The 22,465-nt window shown below is 63.4% G+C and carries 24 protein-coding genes; 13 read left to right on the plus strand and 11 right to left on the minus strand.

The genetic code is table 11. The features are described 5' to 3' along the window. Positions 1-288 precede the first annotated feature (288 nt). The 4 genes from BFL43_RS09425 (at position 289) to BFL43_RS09445 (ending at position 2,941) form a co-directional block, all read left to right on the plus strand. Positions 289-879 (plus strand): ParA family protein, encoded by a 591-nt coding sequence (locus BFL43_RS09425; protein WP_240498163.1) that lies wholly within the window; start codon positions 289-291, stop codon positions 877-879. Continuing rightward, entirely contained in the window at positions 876-1,109 is a 234-nt protein-coding gene (locus BFL43_RS09430) for a plasmid partition protein ParG (RefSeq protein ID WP_143695219.1), read from the plus strand. Before BFL43_RS09425 ends, BFL43_RS09430 begins: the two co-directional genes overlap by 4 nt. Before the next feature lie 782 nt (positions 1,110-1,891). Beyond that, positions 1,892-2,194, plus strand: coding sequence for a hypothetical protein (locus tag BFL43_RS09440; RefSeq protein ID WP_143695220.1), 303 nt, complete (start codon positions 1,892-1,894; stop codon positions 2,192-2,194). Positions 2,195-2,386: 192 nt separating this feature from the next. Further along, on the plus strand, positions 2,387-2,941 hold the full coding sequence (locus BFL43_RS09445) for a hypothetical protein (protein WP_084892297.1): 555 nt from the start codon (positions 2,387-2,389) through the stop codon (positions 2,939-2,941). Between the two features lie 55 nt (positions 2,942-2,996). Here the strand turns inward: BFL43_RS09445 and BFL43_RS09450 are convergent, their stop codons facing one another. From BFL43_RS09450 to BFL43_RS09465, 4 genes are all read right to left on the minus strand, one after another. Continuing rightward, positions 2,997-3,212 (minus strand): hypothetical protein, encoded by a 216-nt coding sequence (locus BFL43_RS09450; RefSeq protein WP_084892298.1) that lies wholly within the window; start codon positions 3,210-3,212, stop codon positions 2,997-2,999. 846 nt (positions 3,213-4,058) lie between these two features. Next, the gene (locus BFL43_RS09455; RefSeq protein WP_206186645.1) at positions 4,059-4,484 is read right to left on the minus strand and encodes a hypothetical protein; all 426 of its coding nucleotides are present in this window, start codon (positions 4,482-4,484) and stop codon (positions 4,059-4,061) included. Then, positions 4,465-5,616, minus strand: coding sequence for a nucleotidyltransferase (locus BFL43_RS09460; RefSeq protein ID WP_084892299.1), 1,152 nt, complete (start codon positions 5,614-5,616; stop codon positions 4,465-4,467). Before BFL43_RS09460 ends, BFL43_RS09455 begins: the two co-directional genes overlap by 20 nt. A 43-nt stretch (positions 5,617-5,659) precedes the next feature. Then, a complete protein-coding gene (locus BFL43_RS09465; RefSeq protein WP_084892300.1) occupies positions 5,660-6,889 on the minus strand; it encodes an SAVED domain-containing protein in 1,230 nt (409 codons plus the stop codon). Positions 6,890-7,098: 209 nt separating this feature from the next. Here BFL43_RS09465 and BFL43_RS09470 point away from each other — a divergent pair, with 209 nt between their 5' ends. After that, positions 7,099-8,376, plus strand: coding sequence for an ATP-binding protein (locus tag BFL43_RS09470; protein WP_084892301.1), 1,278 nt, complete (start codon positions 7,099-7,101; stop codon positions 8,374-8,376). 895 nt (positions 8,377-9,271) lie between these two features. Here the strand turns inward: BFL43_RS09470 and BFL43_RS09475 are convergent. Both BFL43_RS09475 and BFL43_RS09480 read right to left on the minus strand, forming a co-directional pair. Then, a complete protein-coding gene (locus BFL43_RS09475) occupies positions 9,272-10,312 on the minus strand; it encodes an ABC transporter substrate-binding protein (protein WP_084892302.1) in 1,041 nt (346 codons plus the stop codon). Between the two features lie 37 nt (positions 10,313-10,349). Further along, positions 10,350-11,153 (minus strand): siderophore-interacting protein, encoded by an 804-nt coding sequence (locus tag BFL43_RS09480; protein WP_240498164.1) that lies wholly within the window; start codon positions 11,151-11,153, stop codon positions 10,350-10,352. A 706-nt stretch (positions 11,154-11,859) separates the two neighbouring features. Here BFL43_RS09480 and BFL43_RS09485 point away from each other — a divergent pair. The 4 genes from BFL43_RS09485 to BFL43_RS09500 all read left to right on the plus strand — a co-directional run bounded on the left by BFL43_RS09485 (position 11,860) and on the right by BFL43_RS09500 (position 13,968). Then, on the plus strand, positions 11,860-12,189 hold the full coding sequence (locus BFL43_RS09485; protein ID WP_084892327.1) for a metalloregulator ArsR/SmtB family transcription factor: 330 nt from the start codon (positions 11,860-11,862) through the stop codon (positions 12,187-12,189). Further along, a complete protein-coding gene (locus BFL43_RS09490; RefSeq protein WP_084892303.1) occupies positions 12,189-12,929 on the plus strand; it encodes a cation transporter in 741 nt (246 codons plus the stop codon). Before BFL43_RS09485 ends, BFL43_RS09490 begins: the two co-directional genes overlap by 1 nt. After that, on the plus strand, positions 12,916-13,254 hold the full coding sequence (locus tag BFL43_RS09495) for a DUF3703 domain-containing protein (RefSeq protein ID WP_084892304.1): 339 nt from the start codon (positions 12,916-12,918) through the stop codon (positions 13,252-13,254). The genes BFL43_RS09490 and BFL43_RS09495 overlap by 14 nt, the downstream gene beginning before the upstream one ends. Before the next feature lie 108 nt (positions 13,255-13,362). After that, positions 13,363-13,968 (plus strand): copper resistance CopC family protein, encoded by a 606-nt coding sequence (locus tag BFL43_RS09500; protein ID WP_168176584.1) that lies wholly within the window; start codon positions 13,363-13,365, stop codon positions 13,966-13,968. A 214-nt stretch (positions 13,969-14,182) separates the two neighbouring features. Here the strand turns inward: BFL43_RS09500 and BFL43_RS09505 are convergent, their stop codons facing one another. Genes BFL43_RS09505 through BFL43_RS09515 form a run of 3 tightly spaced genes read right to left on the minus strand, consistent with a single transcriptional unit; the run spans position 14,183 to position 16,387 of the window. After that, a complete protein-coding gene (locus tag BFL43_RS09505) occupies positions 14,183-15,160 on the minus strand; it encodes a M56 family metallopeptidase (RefSeq protein ID WP_084892306.1) in 978 nt (325 codons plus the stop codon). Continuing rightward, the gene (locus tag BFL43_RS09510) at positions 15,157-15,516 is read right to left on the minus strand and encodes a BlaI/MecI/CopY family transcriptional regulator (RefSeq protein WP_084892307.1); all 360 of its coding nucleotides are present in this window, start codon (positions 15,514-15,516) and stop codon (positions 15,157-15,159) included. The genes BFL43_RS09505 and BFL43_RS09510 overlap by 4 nt, the downstream gene beginning before the upstream one ends. 43 nt (positions 15,517-15,559) lie before the next feature. Next, entirely contained in the window at positions 15,560-16,387 is an 828-nt protein-coding gene (locus tag BFL43_RS09515) for a M23 family metallopeptidase (RefSeq protein ID WP_240498165.1), read from the minus strand. A 642-nt stretch (positions 16,388-17,029) separates the two neighbouring features. On the opposite strand from BFL43_RS09515, the gene BFL43_RS09520 reads away from it, so the two are divergent. Beyond that, on the plus strand, positions 17,030-18,292 hold the full coding sequence (locus BFL43_RS09520) for an Ig-like domain-containing protein (RefSeq protein WP_240498166.1): 1,263 nt from the start codon (positions 17,030-17,032) through the stop codon (positions 18,290-18,292). 219 nt (positions 18,293-18,511) lie between these two features. Next, positions 18,512-19,330 carry a cytochrome c biogenesis CcdA family protein gene (locus BFL43_RS09525; protein WP_240498170.1) on the plus strand — a complete coding sequence of 273 codons (819 nt, stop codon included), beginning with the start codon at positions 18,512-18,514 and terminating at the stop codon, positions 19,328-19,330. A gap of 55 nt (positions 19,331-19,385) precedes the next feature. Here BFL43_RS09525 and BFL43_RS09530 read toward each other — a convergent pair whose 3' ends face one another. Both BFL43_RS09530 and BFL43_RS09535 read right to left on the minus strand, forming a co-directional pair. After that, complete coding sequence (locus BFL43_RS09530; RefSeq protein ID WP_084892310.1) at positions 19,386-19,949, minus strand: vitamin K epoxide reductase family protein; 564 nt, start codon at positions 19,947-19,949, stop codon at positions 19,386-19,388. Positions 19,950-19,987: 38 nt separating this feature from the next. Continuing rightward, positions 19,988-20,632: a thioredoxin domain-containing protein gene (locus tag BFL43_RS09535; RefSeq protein ID WP_084892311.1), complete on the minus strand. Its 645-nt coding sequence runs from the start codon at positions 20,630-20,632 to the stop codon at positions 19,988-19,990. A gap of 211 nt (positions 20,633-20,843) precedes the next feature. Here BFL43_RS09535 and BFL43_RS09540 point away from each other — a divergent pair, with 211 nt between their 5' ends. Beyond that, positions 20,844-21,737: a cytochrome c oxidase assembly protein gene (locus BFL43_RS09540; protein WP_084892329.1), complete on the plus strand. Its 894-nt coding sequence runs from the start codon at positions 20,844-20,846 to the stop codon at positions 21,735-21,737. Positions 21,738-21,841: 104 nt separating this feature from the next. Then, positions 21,842-22,396, plus strand: coding sequence for a TlpA disulfide reductase family protein (locus BFL43_RS09545; protein WP_240498171.1), 555 nt, complete (start codon positions 21,842-21,844; stop codon positions 22,394-22,396). Positions 22,397-22,465 lie beyond the last annotated feature (69 nt).

The raw sequence follows: 22,465 nt of genomic DNA on the forward strand, positions 1-22,465 counted from the left end.
TGGTGGTCGTTTGGAACGAAGTAGCGCGTGCGTGGACCCTGGGGAAGGTTGCCCGCTATACCGCTATACCGCTATACATCTGTTCCCCATGCCCGCGTTCCCTCCCGCCATCATGCGGTCAAGCGGTAGAGCGGCAAAGCCCACCTGGGGTAAAGCGGTGCAAATGTACAGCGGGCTTGAGGTATTGCGGTATAGACCGCACTCTGCAATGATGTCTGTACCGCTTGATGTCTATACCGCTTAGGACCAGGCCCGAGAGCTGAATCTTCATAAGTAAGGAAAGAAACGTTGCCAATCATTTCAGCAGCCAACACAAAAGGTGGCGTCGGAAAGACCACCACAGCGATGTACCTCGCGAACGAGTACGCACGGGCCGGAAGGGAAGTGACCGTCGTCGACCTAGACAAGCAGGGCTCGGCGTCGGTGTGGGCAGACAAAGCCTCCGACCGCGGTACCCCGCTACCTTTTGCTGTGGAGGTCTCCAACACCAAGCGCATTAGCCGACTCGCAGACAGCAAGGGGAGCGACCACCTCATCGTCATTGACACCCCGCCGGGAGATAGCTCCGTGATCGAAGGGGCGATCGACGTGTCGGACTTCGTCATTATTCCCACCACACCGTCCGAGCTCGACACCGACCGAGTCTGGGAGACCATTCCAACAGTCCGGGACGGACAGCTATACGGAGTGCTCGTAGCGTCCGCGGTCCTCCATACCCGGCTCCTCAATGACGTAATCACGGCTCTGGATGAGAACGAAGTAAGCCGCTTCAAAACGGTCGTGAGCTTCGCTCAGCGCTACAGGCAGGCCGTGGGCTATCGTCCTCGCCGCGACGCGACCTACGCCGACGTTGCCGAAGAGATCGGAGCAGCGCTGTGAGCGGCGGGATTCAACGCAAACCAAGCGACATGGGGCCACGCATCAAACCAGCGGCAGCCAAAGTGGCCGACACCTTCATCAAATCCTCCGGCACCCAGTCCCAACTCACCGTGCGCATCGATACCAATGTCCACCGCAGGTTCAAAATCGCGACGACCACAGCCGACGTTTCAATGGCCGAGATTGTGGAAGACGCGATCCGCGCCTGGCTCCGTGACCACGACGTATAGCCAGTAACCGTACCCCTGTACCTCGATACCGCACGCGGTATCGAGGTACGGGGGTACGGGGCCGGGATGCATGCCTGGCCTTGCTAGCCAACTATAACCACCAGGCCGGGGCCGAAATAACGTTGCGCTGCAACAATTGCCGAATATGCATTCGGATAGTTAACGCCGGAGCGCGCGTATGTGTTGCTGTTGGGGAGTGCTTCTGGGTCCAGCTCCACCGCATCGTGGCCGGGTCGAACGTCACGACCACCGTCTGGCTCATGTGGCGGTTGCTCGGTGGGCGTGGGGGAGTGCGATAGCAGATGCCAGGCACCCACAAGCAGGGCCGCACCCGCACGTGGCCGTTGGAGCTCGCGACCGACACCTCGACCACGGCCATCCACACGTTATGCGAAGACTTCATCCATGCCCATTGGACTCCCTGGTGCCATGGCTCGACCCGTAGCCCGTACGCCCGATCAGCCAGCGTCACCGCCCGCCGGCCTAACGCGGGGAAAGCAAACGACCACACATCGGCCATGTGAACCAGGACAGGACGCGGGGGATCGAAGACCCGCACAGCCGGACCCCCGCCTAGTTCCTCGAACACATTTGCGAATACTGTGCGACATGGTGCGGGTCGCGGCGGGAAGGGTCTCGACCCGCACCACATCGGCCACCCACCACAGGAATCACGAAGAGCGCGCTCACCGATCGGCCATGTGTCGGTCAGGCTGGCAATACTGGTGGGGCAGGCACACTGGAGATCGCACCGGTTGCAGGCAGTAGGGGAGGCGAGGGTCATGAAGGCGCAGCGTTTTGAGGCTGGCCCGGTCGCGCTGATGGCAGCGATTCTGGAAGGGTCAGAGAACCTGGCTGGCGCATTGTGCGTTGCCGATCCCGCTGCCCACGACAAGGAACGCTGGGCTAACGAGCAGCGCTCAGAGGTTCGTCGTCTCGCTGATGCCGCCGCCCACTGCCGCCAGTGCCCGGCACGTGAGCGCTGCCGCACCTGGGCCGGCAATCAGCCCCGCGGTCGCATTACCGGCATCACACCGGCCCACCCTGCACCGCAGTACCTCGGCAAGTACCGCCGAACGCACTAGCAGGGGACTGAGACTCGACCGCGACGTCCGCTCGCTGACCGGCCAGCGCGCCGCAGCGATTTTCCTTGGCAGGGGAGTGCTGGCTATTTATCCTCGAAACATCGGGAATGCCACAGGCGCAACGATTCACCACGACACGAGAGGTGCGGAGTAGAGGTCATGGTCGTCCGTGGGTTGTGTTCGGAGTGTTGGGTGGATTACGCGCATGCCGAATACACGCTCTCGGACGCAGAGGGAGAGTGGAGGGCCTGGGCGAACGGGGCTGTGGCGCAGTTCCAGGCGATAACCGGCCGCCCTGAGCCTCCGTGGCCTCCTCGCCACCCTTCCCTGACACCGGCCAGTCCTCAGTGGGACGACGCCGCCTACTCGCTGACCGCATTCGTGGCCGAGAACTACCCGTACCGAGACTCCTACCCCGACGCTGGGTGGGCGCGGTACTCATTGATGATCGAATCGCCCGGCCCGCGGGCAATTGACCGCTTGCTCACCGCGGCCTTTCAGGAAGGCGCGCTCACCCAGTACCGCCCCGGCCGGCGGCCATTTGCCACGCTGACCGTTCACGATCAGCGTTCGCTCGAGTTCACGCTCCAGAAATATCACCTGCCCACCCCAGCAGCGTGGCAGTGGTGGACCACCGTCACCACCCCACACAAACTCGCGGACGACGACATACCGTCGCCAGACCCCGACTGCCTCATCTGCCGCAGCAAACACACTCCACCGCAACCCAACCAATCGCACCACTGACCGCCCATTTTCGCCCCCTACTTCTCGAAGCCAGGGAGGGAAGTGGGCTTCCGCGTCATGAGGCCAGTGCGATGACGATGCAGACGCTGCACAAGATGACCGACACCAGCAGGAGCAAGACCAGATCCTGGCCGGCGATCGAGATCGTGTTCTTCGTCGGCGCAGGGCCGTCGACGTGATGGGTCCATAGATGGCGCGTCGGCGCCGAACCATCCACGCTCACAGAGTCGTTGCCGGTCCACTCCGGCGGGATGTTGTTGTCCTCGGTCATTCCGAATGCTCCACTGATGCAGGCTGATAGGACGATAGTGCGTGTTTGGTGCACCAGGCCAACGCGACCTCACCACAGGCCGCCACCATCAGCAGAGCCCACCCCACCAAGGAATCCCACAGGCAGCGAACCCGGCCATGATCGCCAGATACGGTGCAGCTTCGACCGACCACCGATCCTTCATGAACCACCCCTTATGTAGATCCATCAAGAACGATTAACTATCGCACAACAGCCAGCTAGAGCGCACGACCCCAGTTCTAGGGCCACCAGTTCATACCGGTCTCTAGATCCTCGCGGTGTGCTCGCGGGAGGTTTCAGAGTTCTGACCGACAGGTCCGGCGGTGCTGCTGTCCAGGTGTGAGGTGTTTACGATGGGGGCGCGTGTCGAAGGCGGGCGACGTATCAGCCTGTAGGGGAGGGGAAAGCGCGGTGCTCGGAAGGTTCTTTGGTCGCCGATCAACTGATCCAGAACTGTCACCGATGTCGTGGGACTTCACATGGTGACCCCAATGCTGGGGTAACCGAAAGAACTTGTGATTGCACGGTGTTGGTCGCTCGCTCGTTCGGCAGGGTTGAGCTGAGACTCGGTGCATTTCGTCACTGGTGACGAAATTCATTGCAGCACAACTTGTTACGCCGATAATGTATCTTATGTAAGGTAGAAGCTAGAAACTGCTGCTAGGCAGGGCAATCCATTCGCCGACTATATCGTGCCGCGACTACAGTGGCCCGTTCCGCGTTGGTCTTCGGCGACCTCGGGGCGAGGCTCAATTTGAACTCCGACGTCGTGGATGTGATCGTCGTGGTTAGCGAGATCGGCTTGATGCTGGGACTGCCAGCGTCTCACCCTTTCGCGAGGCCCAGTGGGTGTGGCGCTTCGCTCCCGAGCCATTTTCCGGTGAACAACCATTGTTCGTAGAAGTAGAGCCATTCGCTGGCCCAGGGGACGATGGTGGTCGCAATCAGGTCCTTGGATCCGTCAAACTCGTTGCCGTAGTAAAGGCAGAGCTCGTTGCCTGGGTAGATGTGGGGTAGCGGCTCAAGGGGGCGTGTCTCGAGCTCCGGGGTCAAGACGGTTACCCGTGGACGCCGTCGGTGCGTGTAACGAATGCCCACGGTGTAGGCGATGCTCATCGGTGTCGGTTGCAGGGTGACAGACCACACCAGCGTGCCCGCCTTGATCAATGGCCTTCGCACACTGGGGAACTGCCGCTGAAGGTCAATCGCCTGCTGAATGACGGTCAGCTGCTTACCGTGCGGCCTGGCCACCGTAGAACCTGTGGGCAGGAATCGTCGTGGTTGTCGCGGCGGTCGTGAGGCGTCCGCCGGCCGAGAGGTTCACATTTCCGCCCTCCCTGGCGCGGTTGGTGGCCGCGCCGATGTGTTGGAGAGCCTGTTCGACAGGATCAGTGCCGAAGGCCTTCGCGAATCGTTGATGCAGTGCGGTGGTGCCGGAGGTTTCCAGGACGAAGCCGGTGAGGTCGCGCTCGACCGCTGTGCGCCACTGCTCGAACTTCAGTCGGCGAATCTCGTAATCGTTCCACTTGTCAGCGAAGTTCTCGCCCGCGCACGCGGGGTTCTCCACCCAGTATTTTCCGGCGCGGTTCTCGATGTGATCGTGCATGCGCTGCACCGCGCTGATGGTCGCATCAACGAGATCGGTCTTGCCCTGGTACGTTAGGCCTGCGAGAGTCGTGATAAGGCTGGACGGCGGTCGGTCGTCGAGGTCCTCGGCGAAGAAAATGTCGCGGTGCCGTTTGAGGATCTGGACCACCCGATGGAGCGGTGTGCGGACGCGGTGCTTAGGCACGTCGTCGACCGAACCGTAGGACTTGGCGAGCGCAACTCGTTCAGCATCGAACTGTCGGGCGCATTGGCGGCGGAACCACTCGACGTAGGCCAATGGGTCGGACTTCTGCCAGTTTCGCAGGTTGAGATCGGTGAGTTCGATCGCGGTCGCCGATGGAGACTCGACGTCGAGGATGGCGGGCAGCACGTCCATGTGGAAGTGCTCGTAGTGGAGGCACCATGAGCGCCGACCTTCGGACACCTGGTTGGGGCTCTCGCAGGCGGCGCCGTCGTGATCGCGGTGGTATTCCGCGAGCAGTCGTCCGACCCGCTTCTTGAGCTCTTCCTGGCTGATGGACGTCTTTGCGATGTCGAGCAGGGACACCAGGTCGAGGTCATACTCACCGGCTCGGTGAAGAGGGCGGACGACTGTGCCGAGCATGAAGCTGCCCTGGACATAGACCTGCGCGCCGGCCTGCGAAAGGTGGTCACCCAGATCTTGGTAGCAGGATTCAGCGGCCCGGAACGCCGCCTCGTTGATGTCGAGCTCAGCGATGGTGGCCCCGAGGAGCTGGGAGATCTGCTGTTCTTTGCTGTCGGCGAGGATGGTCATGGCATGAGTGCTTCCGGGTGGGAGGTGATGTGGACGGGTGGGGTCATGAGTCTGTTTCCAACGCCAGGACGTAGGTGCCGTCGATGCGGTCGAACACGCGGAGCTGAGCGTGAGCCGCGGCCATATGGGCGCGGCCAATTTCTACCGCTGCGGCGGCAGGTACCGCGAGGACGAGACTGATCGGCTGATTGCGATGGTCCGCCTCGATGGCCGCGAGGACTTCGCGCCACGTATCGATGAGCGCCTGAAGATCCTCAGAGCTGCGCAGGATCGTGGGACTCAACGAAACACCCTCTGCGCGGATGTCATAGCGCGGTGCGTTGCGCAACGTGCCGGGAAGCGAGTCAAGGTCGACCGGCCCGCTGATGCTCACCGTGACGAGCGGAGCACCAGAACCTGGAACTGCCGTGACACGAAACTGCAGGTTGTTGCTGCGGCCGTGGGAGTACCACCCCCAGCCGTCGCCGGTTCCGCGCCGACGGTTGTGGACGGTTACGTTTGTGACGTCGTCGAGCAACACGCCGAGCTGCACGAGAATCGGAATTCGTGCGAGCGCGAACACCGAGATGTGATCGACCTGCTTGGTCTTGAGATGGTTGCTCAGAGGCCGCAGACGCTTCCCCAGAGTGAGGGCAGCGGCCTTCCAGTACGTGGGGTCGCTGTCGTCTTCGCCATCAAGGGAGCGGAGGTCGACCTCACAGTTGCGGCTGTCGTCATGCAGGCTGAAGTCGGGGAACCGCTGGTCCTCCAACAGGGCACGGATCACGGCCTGTTTGCTGAAGTCGACTGCCTGTCCGCGCACGTCGCCGGACACACGAATGACGGTGCTCTTGGGTTTGCGTAGCAGTCCCGTCAGCTCGTGGATGTCGCGCTCGTGCTGCTCTTTGAGCGCGCGCAGCTCATCCTCGTTGTAGGTCGACCAGTGCTCGAAGGTGTCGATTACCTTGTGCTCACCCGGGCAGAGCAACATCAGGTTGTGCGGCAGTGCGCGTTGCGTCAGCGGCATCGAACTTGCGCCCCGCGGCGACCCTTTCTCGGTCGTGGCACCGATGATGTGGGCGAGCTGTCCTGTGAACACAGACTGACCGGTCGTCTCGTCGTCGGCCAGAAACTCCTTGCAAAACGTGCACCGCCCACCAGCAGCAACCCACACGCGTCTGGCGTCGAGGTCGCCGACGGTCACACGCTTCCCCCGACGGTCGAAAGCGCCAAACATCTCGACCCGATCCGTGGGGTCGGTCGTGTCTGACTCGTGCGTCGCAGTCGTGGGCATGGGGCGGGTCCTACGAGACATGTGCGCGTACCGGGCCGGTATTTGCGCCGCGCGGGGTGGGCCGGACCCAGGGCCCGACAGCCATGATGCTTACACGGCTGTCATTATCATACTTGCGACCACCGACAAACTTGGGGCGCAATCGGAGATCAGTCTAGATTTACCTAGAAAGACGTTCTTGTCTAGCTCATTCTAGGTATGCTCTCGGTATGGACTCGTCGGTATACACCCCAGGAGCTGGTCACCTGCCACCCGTGCTGGCCGGCCGCGACGACCTGCTACACGCAATGACTGTGCGGCTGAACGACGTCGCCAACGTCGGACGGACTCGGTCAGAAGACGTGGTGTTCACCGGCGTGCGCGGGGTGGGCAAGACCGCCATGCTCACTGCCTACAGCGCTGCTGCTGCCGAACGGGGCTTCGAGGTAATCAGCTATCAAGCCGTGACCGGTCAGGCGGGGCTAGTGGAGTCGGTGCTGGCGCGCGCCGCACTGCGCATCGACCAAGAGGTAAAGGCCTGGGCACGAGCCCGCCGAGCCCTCGACAGGATCTCGGGTGTCTCGCTTGGCGTGGCCGGTATCAGCGCCGGGGTCAACGTCCACGAGCAAACCGCCACCGCCCGCCGAGTCCACCCCGAAGCCCTCGCGGAGGCACTCGCCACCCTCGCCGCAGAGATCCGACGCGATGCACCCACCGGCGGGGTTCTGATTACAGTCGACGAAATGCAGGTCGCGGCGAAAAGCGACCTACCGCTTCTCGCCGCAACCCTGCACCGGCTCAATGTCGAGCACCCACAGGCTGCGGTCGCGTTCGCTGGCACCGGGCTACCCCACGTCCCGACGGTGCTTCGTGAGGCCGGCGTCACCCACCCTGATCGCCTGTTCCTCATCGAAGAACTCGCGCCAGTGCTTCCTCCCACCGAAGCGCGCTACGCCGTCATCGAGCCCGCCCGCCGCGCGGGGGTGTCCTGGTCAACTGAGGCCGCAGACCGAATCGTCGTATTAACCAACGGATACCCCGCACATCTGCAGCTATTCGCCGATGAGGCCTGGCGCGCCGCCCCGGGCCCCGGTTCCATCAGTGTCGATGACGTCGACGCCGGGGCCCGCCGTGCCGGCGACCGACTCGTCCGCCAATCTCTAGGACCACGCCTTAACGAACTACCGCCCCGCCAACTGGAGTACCTGACCGCGATCGCCCTGCACGGCGGAAGCGTCACCACTCGCGTTGTCGCCGAAACTCTAGGGCGCCAGCAACGAGAACTGTCCTGGATCCGCGACGAGCTCCTGCGAGCCGGGGACGTCTACGCACCCAGTCGGGGCCGGGTGGTCATGTCCGTCCCAGCCTTCGCACCGTTCCTGCTCTCCCACTACAACGACGCACGAGACGCCAGCGACACCCCACTACTCCCCCTTGCAGCCATGCGGTCCAACGCCGCACCCGAAGCGCCGGAGCCCCTCCCCGCGCCCAACACCGACGGCGCCTGACCGGGGCACCGGACATCTCGTGGGAGCTGAGTCGCCTCGTGTAGTTCGAACAGACGGCTGACCCATCAGCACCGGCTCAGATTACGGAAATAGCAGAAGCATCGAGTCTCGTTCTCTCCTAGCGCAACTGGTACCGAGACGTGTTGAAGTGAGACGAGTGGGGTGTGGATGTGCTCGCCCGACCCAGGACCCGGCGCTCATCAGGTCGCACGGCATGTGCGTGTACGCGGATAACGGACGGACGGTAGGTCAGTCTGACGGGCGGCAACTTAGGATCTTCGAGCATGCCGGCTGCTGGCAGGCATACGAGCCGGACACGGATCGCTGAATCGTCGATCCGGTATGCACGCTCAACATCGCGTATGCACCTAAAGATGCAGTTAGACAAGTACTTTCATCTGTTTGCACTCGCCCTACTTAACTGGTACTGAGACGTGTTGGTCGAAGACGAGTCGGTTGCCCCTAGCGAATCGACAACTGGGAGCTGAACCGACCACAGGGAGCTTGGGGTGAGTACAGTTCGTTCGTGGGAGAGTCTCCCGCGTGAGAGGACCGGATGGTGCCGAGAATGCGTCTCAGTGGACAACTGGTGTGTAAGAGTCTCTGAAGAGCTAGTGCGGTGAATGGTCCATGCTCAGTGAGAAGTCCGCCAACTTCAGCGTCATGTCGGGGTGCTCGCTCAGAGTGGTCGCGTGGAACGCCCGACGACCTTCTAGGGGAGTCGGGGGTTCGACGCTCCGCGCGAGCCGGTCGTCATCACGTCAACGACCGTCGCCACGTCCTTCCGGGAGATGAGTGCTGGCGCTCCTTCCCCGAACTTCCGCATGGCATACACCTAGTGGTTCACCACTGTTCTAGCTGTAGTGCACTCATAATTCCTGTGCCTTCACTCGGGTCAGAGCAGGATCCTTCGTAGGTCATCGATCACAGCGTTTGCGCCGGCGAGGTTGTAGCCGTCGAACCATGGTGCGGAGTTGACTTTGAAGGCACGCCCAGCGCTTACTGCAGACAGTGTCGACCACAATGGGTTCGAGATGAGGGCTTGTTCGACCGCGTTCCCCGCGTTGGCTTGGCCGCCTGCGCCGACGTAGTAGATGATGACGTCGCCGTCGATCAGCTGCAGGTTTTCTCTGCTCAGGCTGGTATTGACCTTGCTCGGGTCGGCGTCAGCCAAGGAGTTTGCGGTCGGGACGATCCCTGCCCCAGAAAGGATGTCGGCGTACAGGAACGTCGTTGATGCGGCGAGTGTGTTGTATGTGCGTATGTCGCCGGAAGTGTCCGAGACTCGGACCACTGATAGCCGAACCCCGTTAGGCCACGCCTGCTCCATGTCGGAACGGAGAGTGGTAACGCGTTCGTCGAGTGCACCGAAGTTCTGCGTCGCCTGGGTTGCGAGTCCGACGGTGTCGGCGACGTCGATGTATTGGTCTCTCCAGTACGTGAACGGTATCAACACGGTGGGGGCGATAGCTGACAAGTCGGTGTAGTACTTGTCCCCGATTGGTTGGCGCCCGACGATCAGGTCGGGTGTAGCTGCGGCGATCGCTTCGAGTTGTATGTCTCCGGTCGCGGTGACGCCGATGGAAGGCAGATCTTGCGCGGTGGTGCTGACCAGTGTGCGCAGTCCGCCACCCAGGGTTCCGGTGGCCACGACCGGAGCCCTCAGTTCGTCGAGAGCTTGTAACCCGACGTATGCGTCAAGGCTCACCACCCTTTGTGGAGCTACTGGGATTGCGACTGGCCCCATCGGTGTCTCGATGGTGCGAGTCGAGTAATCGGCGTTGTTGTTCCCGGAGTCGTTGTCGAAGGAGCAAGCGGCACCGAATAACGCTGCGAGGGAGAGGCCTGCTGCGGCCCCGAAGTGTCGGCGTGAGAGATCGTCGGTGAGGGTGCTGTCTGCGACGGCAGGTTCGTGCACGATGTTCAGCGAGGCCATGGGCATCCTTACATAGGGGTGATGTGTTTGGGGGCGTTCATAACCCGACTTGTTCGAGCGCGCTATCGACGACCTGTGTGAGTTCTTTACCGGACTTGCCATCGGCAATTGCCTGCTCTCGAATCGCATCGATGTGCTGTTGGACTTGCGTGTAGCGCTGCTGCCACTGTTCTTTGTCGCGCCGCCAGTACCCTTTGATTTCGAATCTGTCGGGACCCCAAGATCGTTCGCGGTGAAAATACTTGCGGATGGACCGGGCTTCGGAGGCTTCAGTGGCTGCCCACACATATCCTGGGCCGACGGGAAGGCGACAAGCCCGTACTGCGTCAGATAGCGGAGTTACGGTGCTAGCCAGCTCTACTCGGCCTGGCTCTTGGCGATCAGTATGTAGCCACTGATAGGAAACAGCGCCTTGGGTGGGAACGGTCTGTTCGTCAGCGTGATTCGGTACTGAGGCAATTACGAATGCCCTAGCGCCTGCCGGGAGTTGCTCGATGGCACGGGTCAAAGCCGGCAGCCCTGTCATATCAGCGACGAGTAGCTGCCAGCGGCTGTCGACGGGCGGTTTGTACCACCCGCGCGCTTCGGAGACTTCCAGCCGGTCACCGGGTTTGGCCCCGAGTGCCCACTTCGCTGCTATCCCACCGTCGTGGACGGCGAAATCGACATCGAGGAACGGTCCCTGCGGATCGAATGCGCGCACGGTGTAACTACGTACAACCCGTTCGGCAGCAGTACCGAAGAACAGTCTTAATCTCTCGTCAGGTACGCCGGTGCTTTCGAACTCTTCGAGCCCCGAGCCCCCGAATCGAACCCTGATCATTGCCGGTGTCACGAACATCGTGGATACTGTCACCGCATCGAATGTTCGCGGACCCGCGGAACTGACCATCGACACTCAGCTACTTTCTCGACTCGGACATACCCTCGATTTAAGCCAAGCCTACCCTTAGGTTTGTGGTTCGACGGAGCCTGGGTATCAAGCGGCGACGTATCGACCCGCTGTCGTAGATCGCGGGGGATCTCCAACGCAGAATCGCGACCGGGCTGACGGCTGCGTCGAGGGCGGCGCTAGCGCCGGTGTGACGGGGAACGATCGCCGGGCACGCGACTACGTTGGACGCTCTACTTTCGTCACTGGTGACGAAATCGGTTGCGCCACACCGGTAATATAGATTACGTCGGCTAAAGGATGATGCCTTGATGAGCGCTACTCTTCACCCGAGTTGGATGATCGTCGCAGGTCACCGAGTACGCAGCCTGCGCTACAACCATGTAGCGCAGATGGGGAGTAGCGGATCAGCGAGATCGCCCTGCGACAGGTCCTCGTTCTTGTCCGTCGTTTCGGTTGTGCATGCTTGTGCCGGTGAGCACGAACGTCAACTGGCCTGTAGGCGGGGCGGCCGTCGGGGCGCGGTGAGATTTCCACCCGGCACTCCTCTTGTTAGTTTGGCGGACTGGCGCGTAGTTGGACATTGAGACGGCTGGGGGTCATCGCTTCCAATTCATCCTTTTCTGGATTCATGGAACGCTGTACTGTTATGCGGGTGGAGATGACGAAACACCGTGATGCGTTAGCACGGTTTGGGTATGCGTTGTCGGATGCGACGCGTACACAGATTCTGTTGAGTTTGCGGCAAGGGCCGGGCTATCCAGCGGAGTTGGCGGAGGCGATTGGGGTGTCTCGGCAAACGCTGTCCAATCATTTGGCGTGTTTGCGGGGGTGCGGTCTGGTGGTGGCGGTCCCGGAGGGGCGACGTAGCCGGTATGAACTCGCCGACCCCCGGATCGGCCAAGCGCTTGAGGACTTGCTCGGAGTTGTTCTGGCGGTTGATCCCTCGTGTTGTCCAGATTCTGGATCGAAGGATTGCTGCTGATGACTTCTGATCTGGGTATGCCTACTCCGAAAGCCGCTGGCCGCTTGACCTCCGCGCGCCGCGGGGTGCTGTCGCGGCGGATCCGGTACTTCGTCGCGGCGACCATTACCTACAACGTCATCGAGGCTGTGATTGCGCTGGGGGAGGGCGCGCGAGTGTCTTCGACCGCGCTGATCGGTTTCGGCCTGGATTCGGTGATCGAGGTGTCCTCGGCTGCTGCGGTGGCGTGGCAGTTCGCTGGCCGAGATCCTGAAGCGCGGGAAAAGGTTGCGTTGCGCATCATCGCGTTCTCCTTCTTCGCCCTCGCTACATATGTGACCGTCGATGCGGTCCGCGGCCTGCTCGGGGGCGACGGGGCTAGGCACTCCACCGTCGGTATCGTTTTGGCTGCAGTTAGTTTGGCGATCATGCCCGTCCTGTCGTGGGCGCAGCGCAGAGCGGGCCGGGAGCTGGGGTCACTGTCGGCGGTGGCGGATTCCAAGCAAACTCTGCTGTGCACCTACCTCTCGGCAGTGCTGCTGGTGGGGCTCATTCTCAATAGCACGCTGGGGTGGTCCTGGGCCGACCCCAGCGCCGCACTGGTCATTGCCGCCATCGCCGTGCGCGAGGGAATCAATGCCTGGAAGGGCGACAGCTGCTGCCCCCGGCCGGTAGGCCAGGCAGCGCCGACCCATAACTGCCAGTGCTGCAGCCCGGAGCCGCCGCGGAGTCGACAGTGTGAGAACCATGCCCACGATTAGGCCCCTCGCCAAAGAGATGTACGTCCACGAGATGCAGGCCGCCCGCAGTGCCGTCACTGCTGAGGAGCGGTGGTATCACCTGGAGCGAGCCCATATCTTGTCGCAGCCGTATCCGTGGCTGCACACCCGCAACCACCTAGTCATGCTCACTCTAGCGCTGCGTCAACATGATCGCCGCGAGGCTTTTGGCCAGATAGTTCGGATTATCGTCGCTGCGCCCGGGTCACTGACCGGCCGGTACCCCACGGGAAACACGGGCCGCACCGCGGCAGGCCTGACTACACCCATGCCGGTGCCCGGCGATCTAGCCGCAGCCGCGGGCTAGCGAAACAGGGCTGCATGCGGGAGTGCGCCACGCTAGGTCCGTAGAACTAACTACTATCATTTATAGTAGTTTGGCGGGATGGTTTCCTCGGCGGCACGTGTGTGCAGAATGATTGTTGGTGTCGCACTCGTGGCTCTGGGTCTGAGTCTGGGCGTCGGACCGGCAGCGGCACACAGTTCACTGGTCTCGTCGAATCCGGCCGCCGACAGTGCCCTTGAGCAGCCCCCCACCGCAATCGAGTTGACCTTCAACCAGGACATCTCCGAGAGTTTCGCGACCATCGCGGTGCGCGACGACACCGACACCCAGATCGAGGTCTCGGCACCCTCGGTGGTCGGGACTGTCGTTACTGCCCGTCTGCCCACCGGACTCGCTGCAGGTGGTTTCACCGTCGGATACCGCGTGGTTTCTGCGGACGGGCACCCCATCACCGGAGAGTTCACCTTCACCGTCGCCGCAGGGGTGGCCGCTACCGACACCGGGGAAGCAGCACCGGCGATCCCGGGCGGCTCTTCGGTCGCCGACAGACCCGCACAGGACACCCATCGGGGCGATGACCCCGATGGATCACTCGATTCCAACTGGATCGTGGTGGTGGTGATCCTCGCTGTCGTTCTGGGTTTGGCCATTATTGGTGGCCTGCTGCTCTACAGTTCACGCCGCCACTCTGATGAGGATCCGACAGACCGGCCAGGGGCCGGCGACAGTAAGTGACGTACGGAGTGCTTTGGCCCATCTGGTGCGTGCCAAACGAATAGGGGCATTCGGACGCAGGACGTTTCGCGTCACAAACTATGACATCTAGTAGTTTGAGGCGATGGCGGCGATCTCGCCTGAGGTGAGCATGCATGACCACATATGGTGCGGGTAGGTGCGGCGCTGAGATCAGGTGCAGGGTTCGTTATCGCCGGGTGCCAGATCAGTGCTGCTAGGTGATGAATACGCAGTAGACGGCCGAGAGAGCGGCCATTGAGATGACGGCGGCAAGGGCCGCGCCTGCTATCGGTAGCACTGCTGCTGCTGCATAGGTCAGAGGGCGAGGGCTCGGGGAGGTCTCTGCGGCGAGGACGTGCAGCCGCCGGTCGTTGGTGGTTTGGATGTCGGCGTCGCCGGCGTCGTAGCCCACGCCGTGCATGGTGGGGCTGGCGGCTTGCTGTTCGAGGACTCGGCACAGCGCGGACCGGACTGCGGCGCGGCTGGTGGTGCGGGCCGCTGCGCGGTCGGCGTCGAGTTCGACGAGCATCGCCAACGCGCCGGGTGCGCGGGCCAGCAGCGGGACGATCGGCAACGTTCGGGCGAGCAGGGCGCTCAGTGCCAGGATGCGGTGGTGGCGGCCGTGCAGATGAGCTCGTTCATGCTCGAGCACTGCTGCTGCCTCGGTGGGTGTTAGGCACGCGTGAAGGCCTTCGGTGGCGACGACCAGGCCGGGGCTGCCGGCGACGCTGTAGGCGAACGGCAACGGATGATCGAGCCATAGCTCGCGGTAGCGGCTGTCCGGGTCCTGCCTGGTTCGCGCGAGGACGGTCAGGACGTCGTCGTGGTAGCCGCGAAGCTTGGTCCGCGAGCGGCGTTGCTGGCGTCCTACTGCGGTGAAACGGCCCAGGAAGAACACCGCTACAACAGCGACGCCGCCGACCGCTATTTCCGACACCCAGGGCGCCATGGTGTGCTGCGCCGAGCTCAGACACCGGATCCAGATGTCGGTCATACCTTCGGCCGGAGCGTGATCGGGCCAGGCCACCACCACGCCCGCCGACAGGGCGAGAAAAAAGAAGGTGGCGATGCTTGCGAGCCACCCGACCAGCATCAGTCGCGGCGCAACTGCGAGCGGCTGCACGGCCAGCACCCGGGGCATGACGACCCCGATCAGGGCTGCCGCCAGGGCCAGGGTGACCGCGAGCGTCACCTGCGGGCCTTGCGGGGAAGGTTCTTTCGGAGCGCGTCGGTTTCCTCCGGTGTGGCAGTCCGCGCAAAATGCATCAGGACTGCGGTCGGGTCGTCGCTGGAGTTGAGGATGTCACGCAGCGCCTGGGAGGTGACTTGCTCGCGGGTGTTCGCAGCGGTGTAGTGATAAGCGCGGCTCACTTTGGTCCTGGTCAAGAAGCCTTTGGCGTGCAGATTGGTCACCACGGTCAAAATGGTGGTGTACGCCAGCTGCCGGTCCGCCATCGCGGCGAGGATGTCGTGGACCGACAACTGTTCGGGGGCGGCGTCCCACACGAGGTCCATGACGTCGGCTTCGAGCGTGCCCAGCTGCTTCATCGTTCTATTGTCTCTACTGGCTGGGTGATCGTCCACCGGCGCCTCATCCGAGGTCGACCCCTCGATTGCGAAGCCACTGCGCGGGGTCGAGTTTGAGGCCGTCGCTTTGCCAGACCTCGTAATGTAGATGGGGGCCGGTGGAGTAGCCGCGGTTACCGACGGTGGCGATCTGCTCACCGGCCTGCACCCGCTGTCCCGCACTGACCAGGGTCTCGTTGATATGTCCGTATACCCCGATCGTGCCGTCGTCTTGCAGCACCCGGATCCACAGCCCGAACCCGTCCGCCGGGCCGGACTCGATAATTTCCCCGTCACTGGTCGAGACCACCGGAGTACCAATGACGTTGGCGATATCGAGACCGTAGTGCGTTGAATTCCAACGTGATCCGTAGCCAGAGGTGACGGTGCCATACGTCGGAGCCGCCGAGGCCAGCCGGGGCGGCGGCGGGGTGGGTTCAGTCGGGGCGCTGCGGCCCCGTTGGGCCACCAGGTCCTCGATAGCAGTGGTCAACGCATCGAGCGGCGCCGGCGGGGCTACCGCGGTGGAGGTGGCCTGCTGTGTGCTGACCGGTCTGATGGCAACGGGCTGCGAACCCGCGGCCGGTCCGGCAGCAGCCATGGTGCGTGCGACGGGATCGGCCGCCGGTTCAGGGTCATGGGTGAGCGCGGTCGCAGCGGTACCGCCCGCGGCGAGCAGAACCACCGCAGCCACCAGCGACCCGCTGATACCGGCCGACCGAGTGACTGCGCTGCTGCTGCCGCGCTCGTGTCGCTGGTCGAGTTGCTCGCAATAGCTGGAGGCCACCTCTGGCCTGCGGGCGGTCTGGTCACACACCGTCCGCTCCCACGGCGCGGTCGCCACCGACCACACGCCAAGAATCCCGGGCCGCGGGGCCGGCGGCTGGGGACGGTGCCTGACAGGGCCAACGCTCGAACCCGTACCGGGCGCTGGTGTCCTGGGGTGAGGCCAGAAAGCCTGGGCAGGGTGCGCCTGGGTCGGGCGCCGCGAGGACTGCGAGAGCACAGACGCGGGCGGGTGGGTCATTGGCCGCGGCTCGATCACCACGGGGCGGTGACGGCCTCGATGTGGCCGGGCCGGTGATGACTGACCGTCGGCGAGGGGCGGGCGAGGTGGTGCGGTAGCGAGCGGCCCGCGCAGCGACTCCTCATGGACGTCAAACGGGGCGAGATCGGGTGTGCGATGCCGTGCCAAGTGAAGTCCTTCAATCAGATCGGGCCATGCAACAAAGTGATATCGAGCAGGACTCGAACAGGTTACTACTATGTTGGTTAGTTTTTCACTTTGCGGGTGAAGCCAGGGGTCGGACTCTGCCGCAACGGGCCCGGCGTGGTGGTGTGGTCCCTGCGGGCGCGCCGGGTCAGTCGGGCGATTGTCGCCTGTCTTGGGGGTGAGATTGGTCCCTCGGCAGTGTCTGCACGAGGTCGTCGTCACGTCACTGTCCGTAAACTACTAGGGGTCTTAGTTGTTGTGCGTGTTGAGGAGCGTAACCCAGTGCCAGAGCGCCATCGTATGGCTGATGTCCAGATCAATCGGCGGGGATTGTTGGCACTGGGTGGAGGTGCGGCAGCGGCAGCTTTCCTGGCGGCCTGCTCCACAAACAATTCACCCCTGTCCACTTCGTCGACGAGCTCGTCGCCCGCTGTTGCCGGGGTACCGGGGGGAGCGGTCACCTTCACCCCGGCCCCGGGCACCCAGGGGTTTGATCCGCTGGGCGCGGTTTTGGTCACCGTCGCCGGGGGGACGCTGGTGGAAGTGGTCATGACCAACGATCAAGGCCGGGTCATTCCCGGCATCATGACCCCCGACGCGGTGACGTGGAAACCCGATACCCCGCTGGGCTATGACAGGACCTATCAACTGGCGGTGACCAGTCGAGATGACACCGGCCGCAGCACCGAGGTCGCCAGTACGTTCGGCACCGTCACGCCCGACAACCTCACCACCGCGTCGTTGGTGTCCACCGGCGGCGGAGCGCTCACCGAGGGCGCTACCTACGGGGTGGGAGTGGTCGCGGTCATCAAATTCGACGAACCCATCCCGGACCGGGCCGCCGCGCAGCGCTGTCTGTCGGTACAGACCGAGCCACCGGTGCAGGGGCAGTGGAGCTGGGTCGATGACCAGAATGTGCACTACCGGCCCCGGGAGTACTACCCGCCGGGCACCACGGTGGCTGTCCGCGCCGACATTTACGGGGTCGACCTGGGCAAGGGGCTCTACGGGCAAGAAGACCTCGCTCGCTCGTTCGTCATCGGCGACTCGCACGTCTCCATTGCCGACGACAACACCAAACAGGTCGCCGTGTTCACCAACGGGCAGCTGGTACGTACGATGCCGACCTCGATGGGCCGCGGTGGCACGGAGACCGTCAACGGCCGGACCATTCACTTTTGGACCCAGCGGGGCATCTACACCGTGCTCGACAAGGCCAACCCGGTCATCATGGACTCCTCGACCTATGGGCTGCCGGTCAATTCGCGTCTGGGCTATCGTCAGACGATCAATTATGCGACCCGGATCAGCAACGACGGCATCTACCTGCACCAGCTCGAAAGCAGTATCCCGCAACAGGGCAACACCAATGTGTCGGCGGGCTGCCTCAACCTCAACCCCGACAACGCCCAGTGGTTCTACAACTTTTCCGTGCCCGGCGACATCGTCGAGGTACGCAACACCGGCGGCGAACCGCTCGCGCAGTGGCAAAACGGTGACTGGAGCGTCCCCTGGGACACCTGGCTCCAAGGCAGCGCCCTGTAAATCCTCGGTGAGACTGCGAGGGGCCCCGCGAGAATCAGAAGCGACGAAGCCACCGACACGACTGGGGGTGTGAGTGGCAGGCCCCTCCACAGGGACATTAAGTACTATGATGCATAGTAGTTGACGCGCAGATGTTTGGTCGGGTGAGTTGGTGGTCCATGCCCCACGCCCACGATGGGTTCCGGCGATGAACCAGCAGGAGTGTGGATACACAACGTGATGGTTGCATCGGTGGGGGAGCAATTCTCCTTGGTGGTCTCCGGTGGCCCGGTGCTGCTGGCCATAGGGGCGTGCATGGCGGCGGGATTGGTGTCCTTCGCCTCGCCATGTGTGATCCCACTGGTACCGGGCTACCTGTCCTACCTCGCCGGTGTCTCTGGAGCCGAGGCCATGTCGCCGTCCACGCCCTCCTCGGCGGTCATTGTTGTCTCGGCCCGCAGCCAGCGCCGGGCGCAGTGGCGCGTGGGGGGTGCCGCACTGCTGTTCGTTCTGGGTTTCACAGTGGTGTTCGTGCTGGCGACGGCCACCGTCTTCGGGGTCACCTCAGCGCTGACGATCAACCGAGAACTCTTGCAGCGCATCGGTGGGGTGGTGACCATCGTGATGGGCTTGGTGTTCGTGGGCGCCTTCCCCGCGATGCAACGCGAGGTCAGGTTTCACCCACGCAAAGTCTCGGGCCTGGTGGGTGCGCCGTTGTTGGGCGCGGTCTTCGCGCTGGGATGGACCCCGTGCCTGGGTCCGACCCTGGCCTCCATCATCGCCACGGCCAGCGGCACCGCAGATACCACCGCGGCCCGCGGCGTGGCGCTGATCGTGGCGTACTGCCTGGGCCTGGGGCTCCCCTTTGTGGTGCTGGCCTTCGGTTCAGCGTGGGCGGTGGGAGCGGTCGCAATCTTGCGCCGCAACTCGCGCCGTATCCAGCTCGTGGGTGGAGTGCTGATGATCATCGTGGGAATCGCCCTGATCACCGGTGTCTGGGACTACTTCGTCGTATGGGTACGAGACATGTTCGTCACCAACACCACCCTGCCCATCTGAGACACCCTGTCCGCCACGGGAAACGGGCGTGCCTAGATGCGCGCCGCGTCGCGCCTCACAGCAACGTCGACCAATACCACCAGAACCGCTCGGCGATCAACGCCACCACCACCAGGATCCACAGCACCGGCGGCACGGAATGAACGCTCACCAGGAGCTCGAGTACGCGCCGCGGCGGCCCGGTGTGCGGGCAATACTCGTCGGCGGTACGCAGGCTCACATACCAAAAGGCAACGACGACAACGACCCACACCGCCATGCAGTACGGGCAGAGCGCATCGATGCGGTAGAGACTTTGAAAGATCAACCAGTGCACGAACACCAGAGCCGCGGTCATACCCACCTGCAGACCGACCATCACCCACCGGGCCGGGCGGCGTCCCATCAGGGCTGCGACAGCAACCAACGCGGCAAAACCGGCAATACCGAGCAGCGAGTTGGGGAAACCGAACACCGAGGCCTGCGGGGTGTCCATGACCGAGCCGCAGTTCACGATCGGGTTGATACTGCACGAGGGGGTGTAGTCCGGGTCGGTGGCCAGTTCGAACTTTTCGACCGTGAGGGTGAAGGCGGCGAGGAGCCCGATCAGTCCACACACCCCCAGCACCCACGCCAGCATTCGAGGAAACAGCACCCGGCGCTCTGGAGCGGGGTCTGTCACTGCTGCATCGCGGAACTGAGCGCTGAGTTCAGTTCGTCGTAGCTGCCGGGCTTGATGGGCTCATTGTTGATGAAGAACGAGGGCGTCCCGGTCACACCGAGGGCTTTGCCGTCGGCGATGTCGCGGTCGATGAGCGCGCGGGTGGCCGGCGAGTTGTAGTCGACGGCGAACTGGTCGGTGTCCAAACCCAGTTCCTGGGCGTAGGAGGCGAACAGGTCATCGAGGGGCACCTGCTGCTCACCCCACTGCTTCTGGGTGTCAAACATCTTGCGGTACATGGCCTCGAACCGCCCCTGGCTGGCAGCAGCGGCCACCGCCCGGGCAGCCCGATCGGCGTTGAAATGCCCCGGGAGCGGGAAGTACCGCACCACGAACGTGACCTGATCGCCGTAAGTCTGCCGCAACTGCTCCACCGCCGGGTACGCCGCCCCGCACGCTTCGCATTCGAAATCCAAGAACTCGACAAAGGTGGCCTTGGAATCGGTCGGGGCCGAGAGCCGCTGAGAGTCCGAGCGGACCACGACCGCGCTCTGCCCATCGCCGCTGTCGTCGCCGCCGGCCCGCGACACCACGAACACCGCGGTCAGAGCCAGGCAGAACACGAATATCACCGCCAATGAGATCTTGATGTTGCGGCTCATCGAGGAGCCCTCACGACCGGCGGCACAGGGGTCTGCTCTGGCACGGTGCACTCTCCTCATCACGTACTACTAAGATGGGTAGTAGTTTACGTGTGCCGTGTCCGGTGTCCACATCGCCCGGGGCTCCCGCGGCGGTATCGACACCGAGTGCAGGGTGAGGGAGGTGGCGAAGGTGCTCGAAGTGCCCGAGGCTGCGCCGACGATCCTGCGCATGATGGGCTGGGACCCACCGACGATTCCGCTGCTGGCCGCGATCGGTGTTGTCCTGGCGGGGGTGTATTGCGCCGGGCTGCTGCGCCTTCGGCGCCTGGGACGGGCGTGGCCGTGGTATCGCTCACTGAGCTTCCTCTCGGGCTGTCTGATCTTGAGTGCGGTGACCGGCCTGGCCATCGAACGCTACGGCGTGGGCTTGTTCAGCGCGTTCATGTTTCAGCACATGACGCTGTCTACTCTGGTTCCTCCGTTGCTGGTGATGGGCTCACCCGGTCTGCTGATGTTCGCGGCCGTCCCCGATCACGGCCGGGGGCGCCGGGTGCGGCGGGCGACGCTGCGGCTGGCGCGATCGCGGGTGAGCAGGATTGCGCTGCACCCGGGGTTTGCGATCCCGGTGTTCTTGTTCAGCTTTTACGGGTTGTACTTTTCCTCGATCTTCGATGCCCTCAACGCCAGCTGGATCGGGCACACCGGGATGGAGCTGTTCTTTCTGGTCAGCGGGTTGTTGTTCATCATTCCCATTCTGTCGATCGGGCCGCTGCCGATGCGTCAGTCCAATTTGGGTCGGCTTCTCGACATCTTCTTGGAGATGCCGCTGCATGTGTTCTTCGGAGTGGTGTTCATGATGGCCCCGACGGTCCTGGTCGCCAGCTTCGCCGACCCACCGCCGAGCTGGGGCATCAACCCGGTCGACGACCAAGCGGTGGCCGGGGCCTTGGCCTGGTCGTACGGAGAACCGGTGGCACTGTTGATTGTGTTGATCTTCGCCTCTCGGTGGCGGCGCGACGAGGAGAAATCGGCGACGTCGCCCACCGACTATCACGCGGCGAAAGAGGCCGACGACCTCGAGGCCTACAACACATTTCTGCGTACCCTGGGATCGGGCCGATGATCGGCCCACCGGCTGCGCCCATGATCGGCAGGTCGTCGCTGCGATCGATCGGCGGCGCCCGGCGATGGCGCAGAGCAGCACAGCGGGCGGCGCTGGCTGTGGTGATGGTCGCCGGGCTGGTGGGGTGCGGCACGGGCGATGACGCGGTACGCCAGGGCGATTCGTTCGAATTTGTTTCCCCGGGAGGGCAGACGGCGATCTTCTACAACCCGCCGGCATCGCGTGGTCAGGTCGGTGAGCTCGCGGGCCCTAATCTGCTCGACGACAACGCCACGATCGCGTTGTCTGACTTCGCCGGGCGGGTGGTCGTGATCAACGTGTGGGGGTCCTGGTGCGGCCCATGCCGGGGTGAGGCCCCAGCATTGGAGCAGGTGTACGAGGCGACCAAGAACTCAGGAGTGTCGTTCCTGGGCATCGATTTTCGTGACCGCAAGCAATCGGGCCGCGATTTCGTCGCCGACCGCGGTGTGTCCTACCCCTCCATCTATGACTACGACGGCCGGACACTGGCACAGCTGACCACCCCGACCTCGGTCGTACCGACCACCGTCGTGCTCGACCGCAACCACCGCGCCGCTGCGGTGTTTCTGCGCGCGATCACTGCCGACGAACTTCAAACAACCGTGGCGCGCATCGCGGCCGAACCCACGCAGCAATAGCCCGCAGCGCCAGCACCATTGGGCCACCCCACCGCGGGACCGGCACCGGCACTTGTTCTCCAGCTATCA

It is taken from the genome of Williamsia sp. 1135, assembly GCF_002095395.1.
Lineage (GTDB): Bacteria > Actinomycetota > Actinomycetes > Mycobacteriales > Mycobacteriaceae > Williamsia.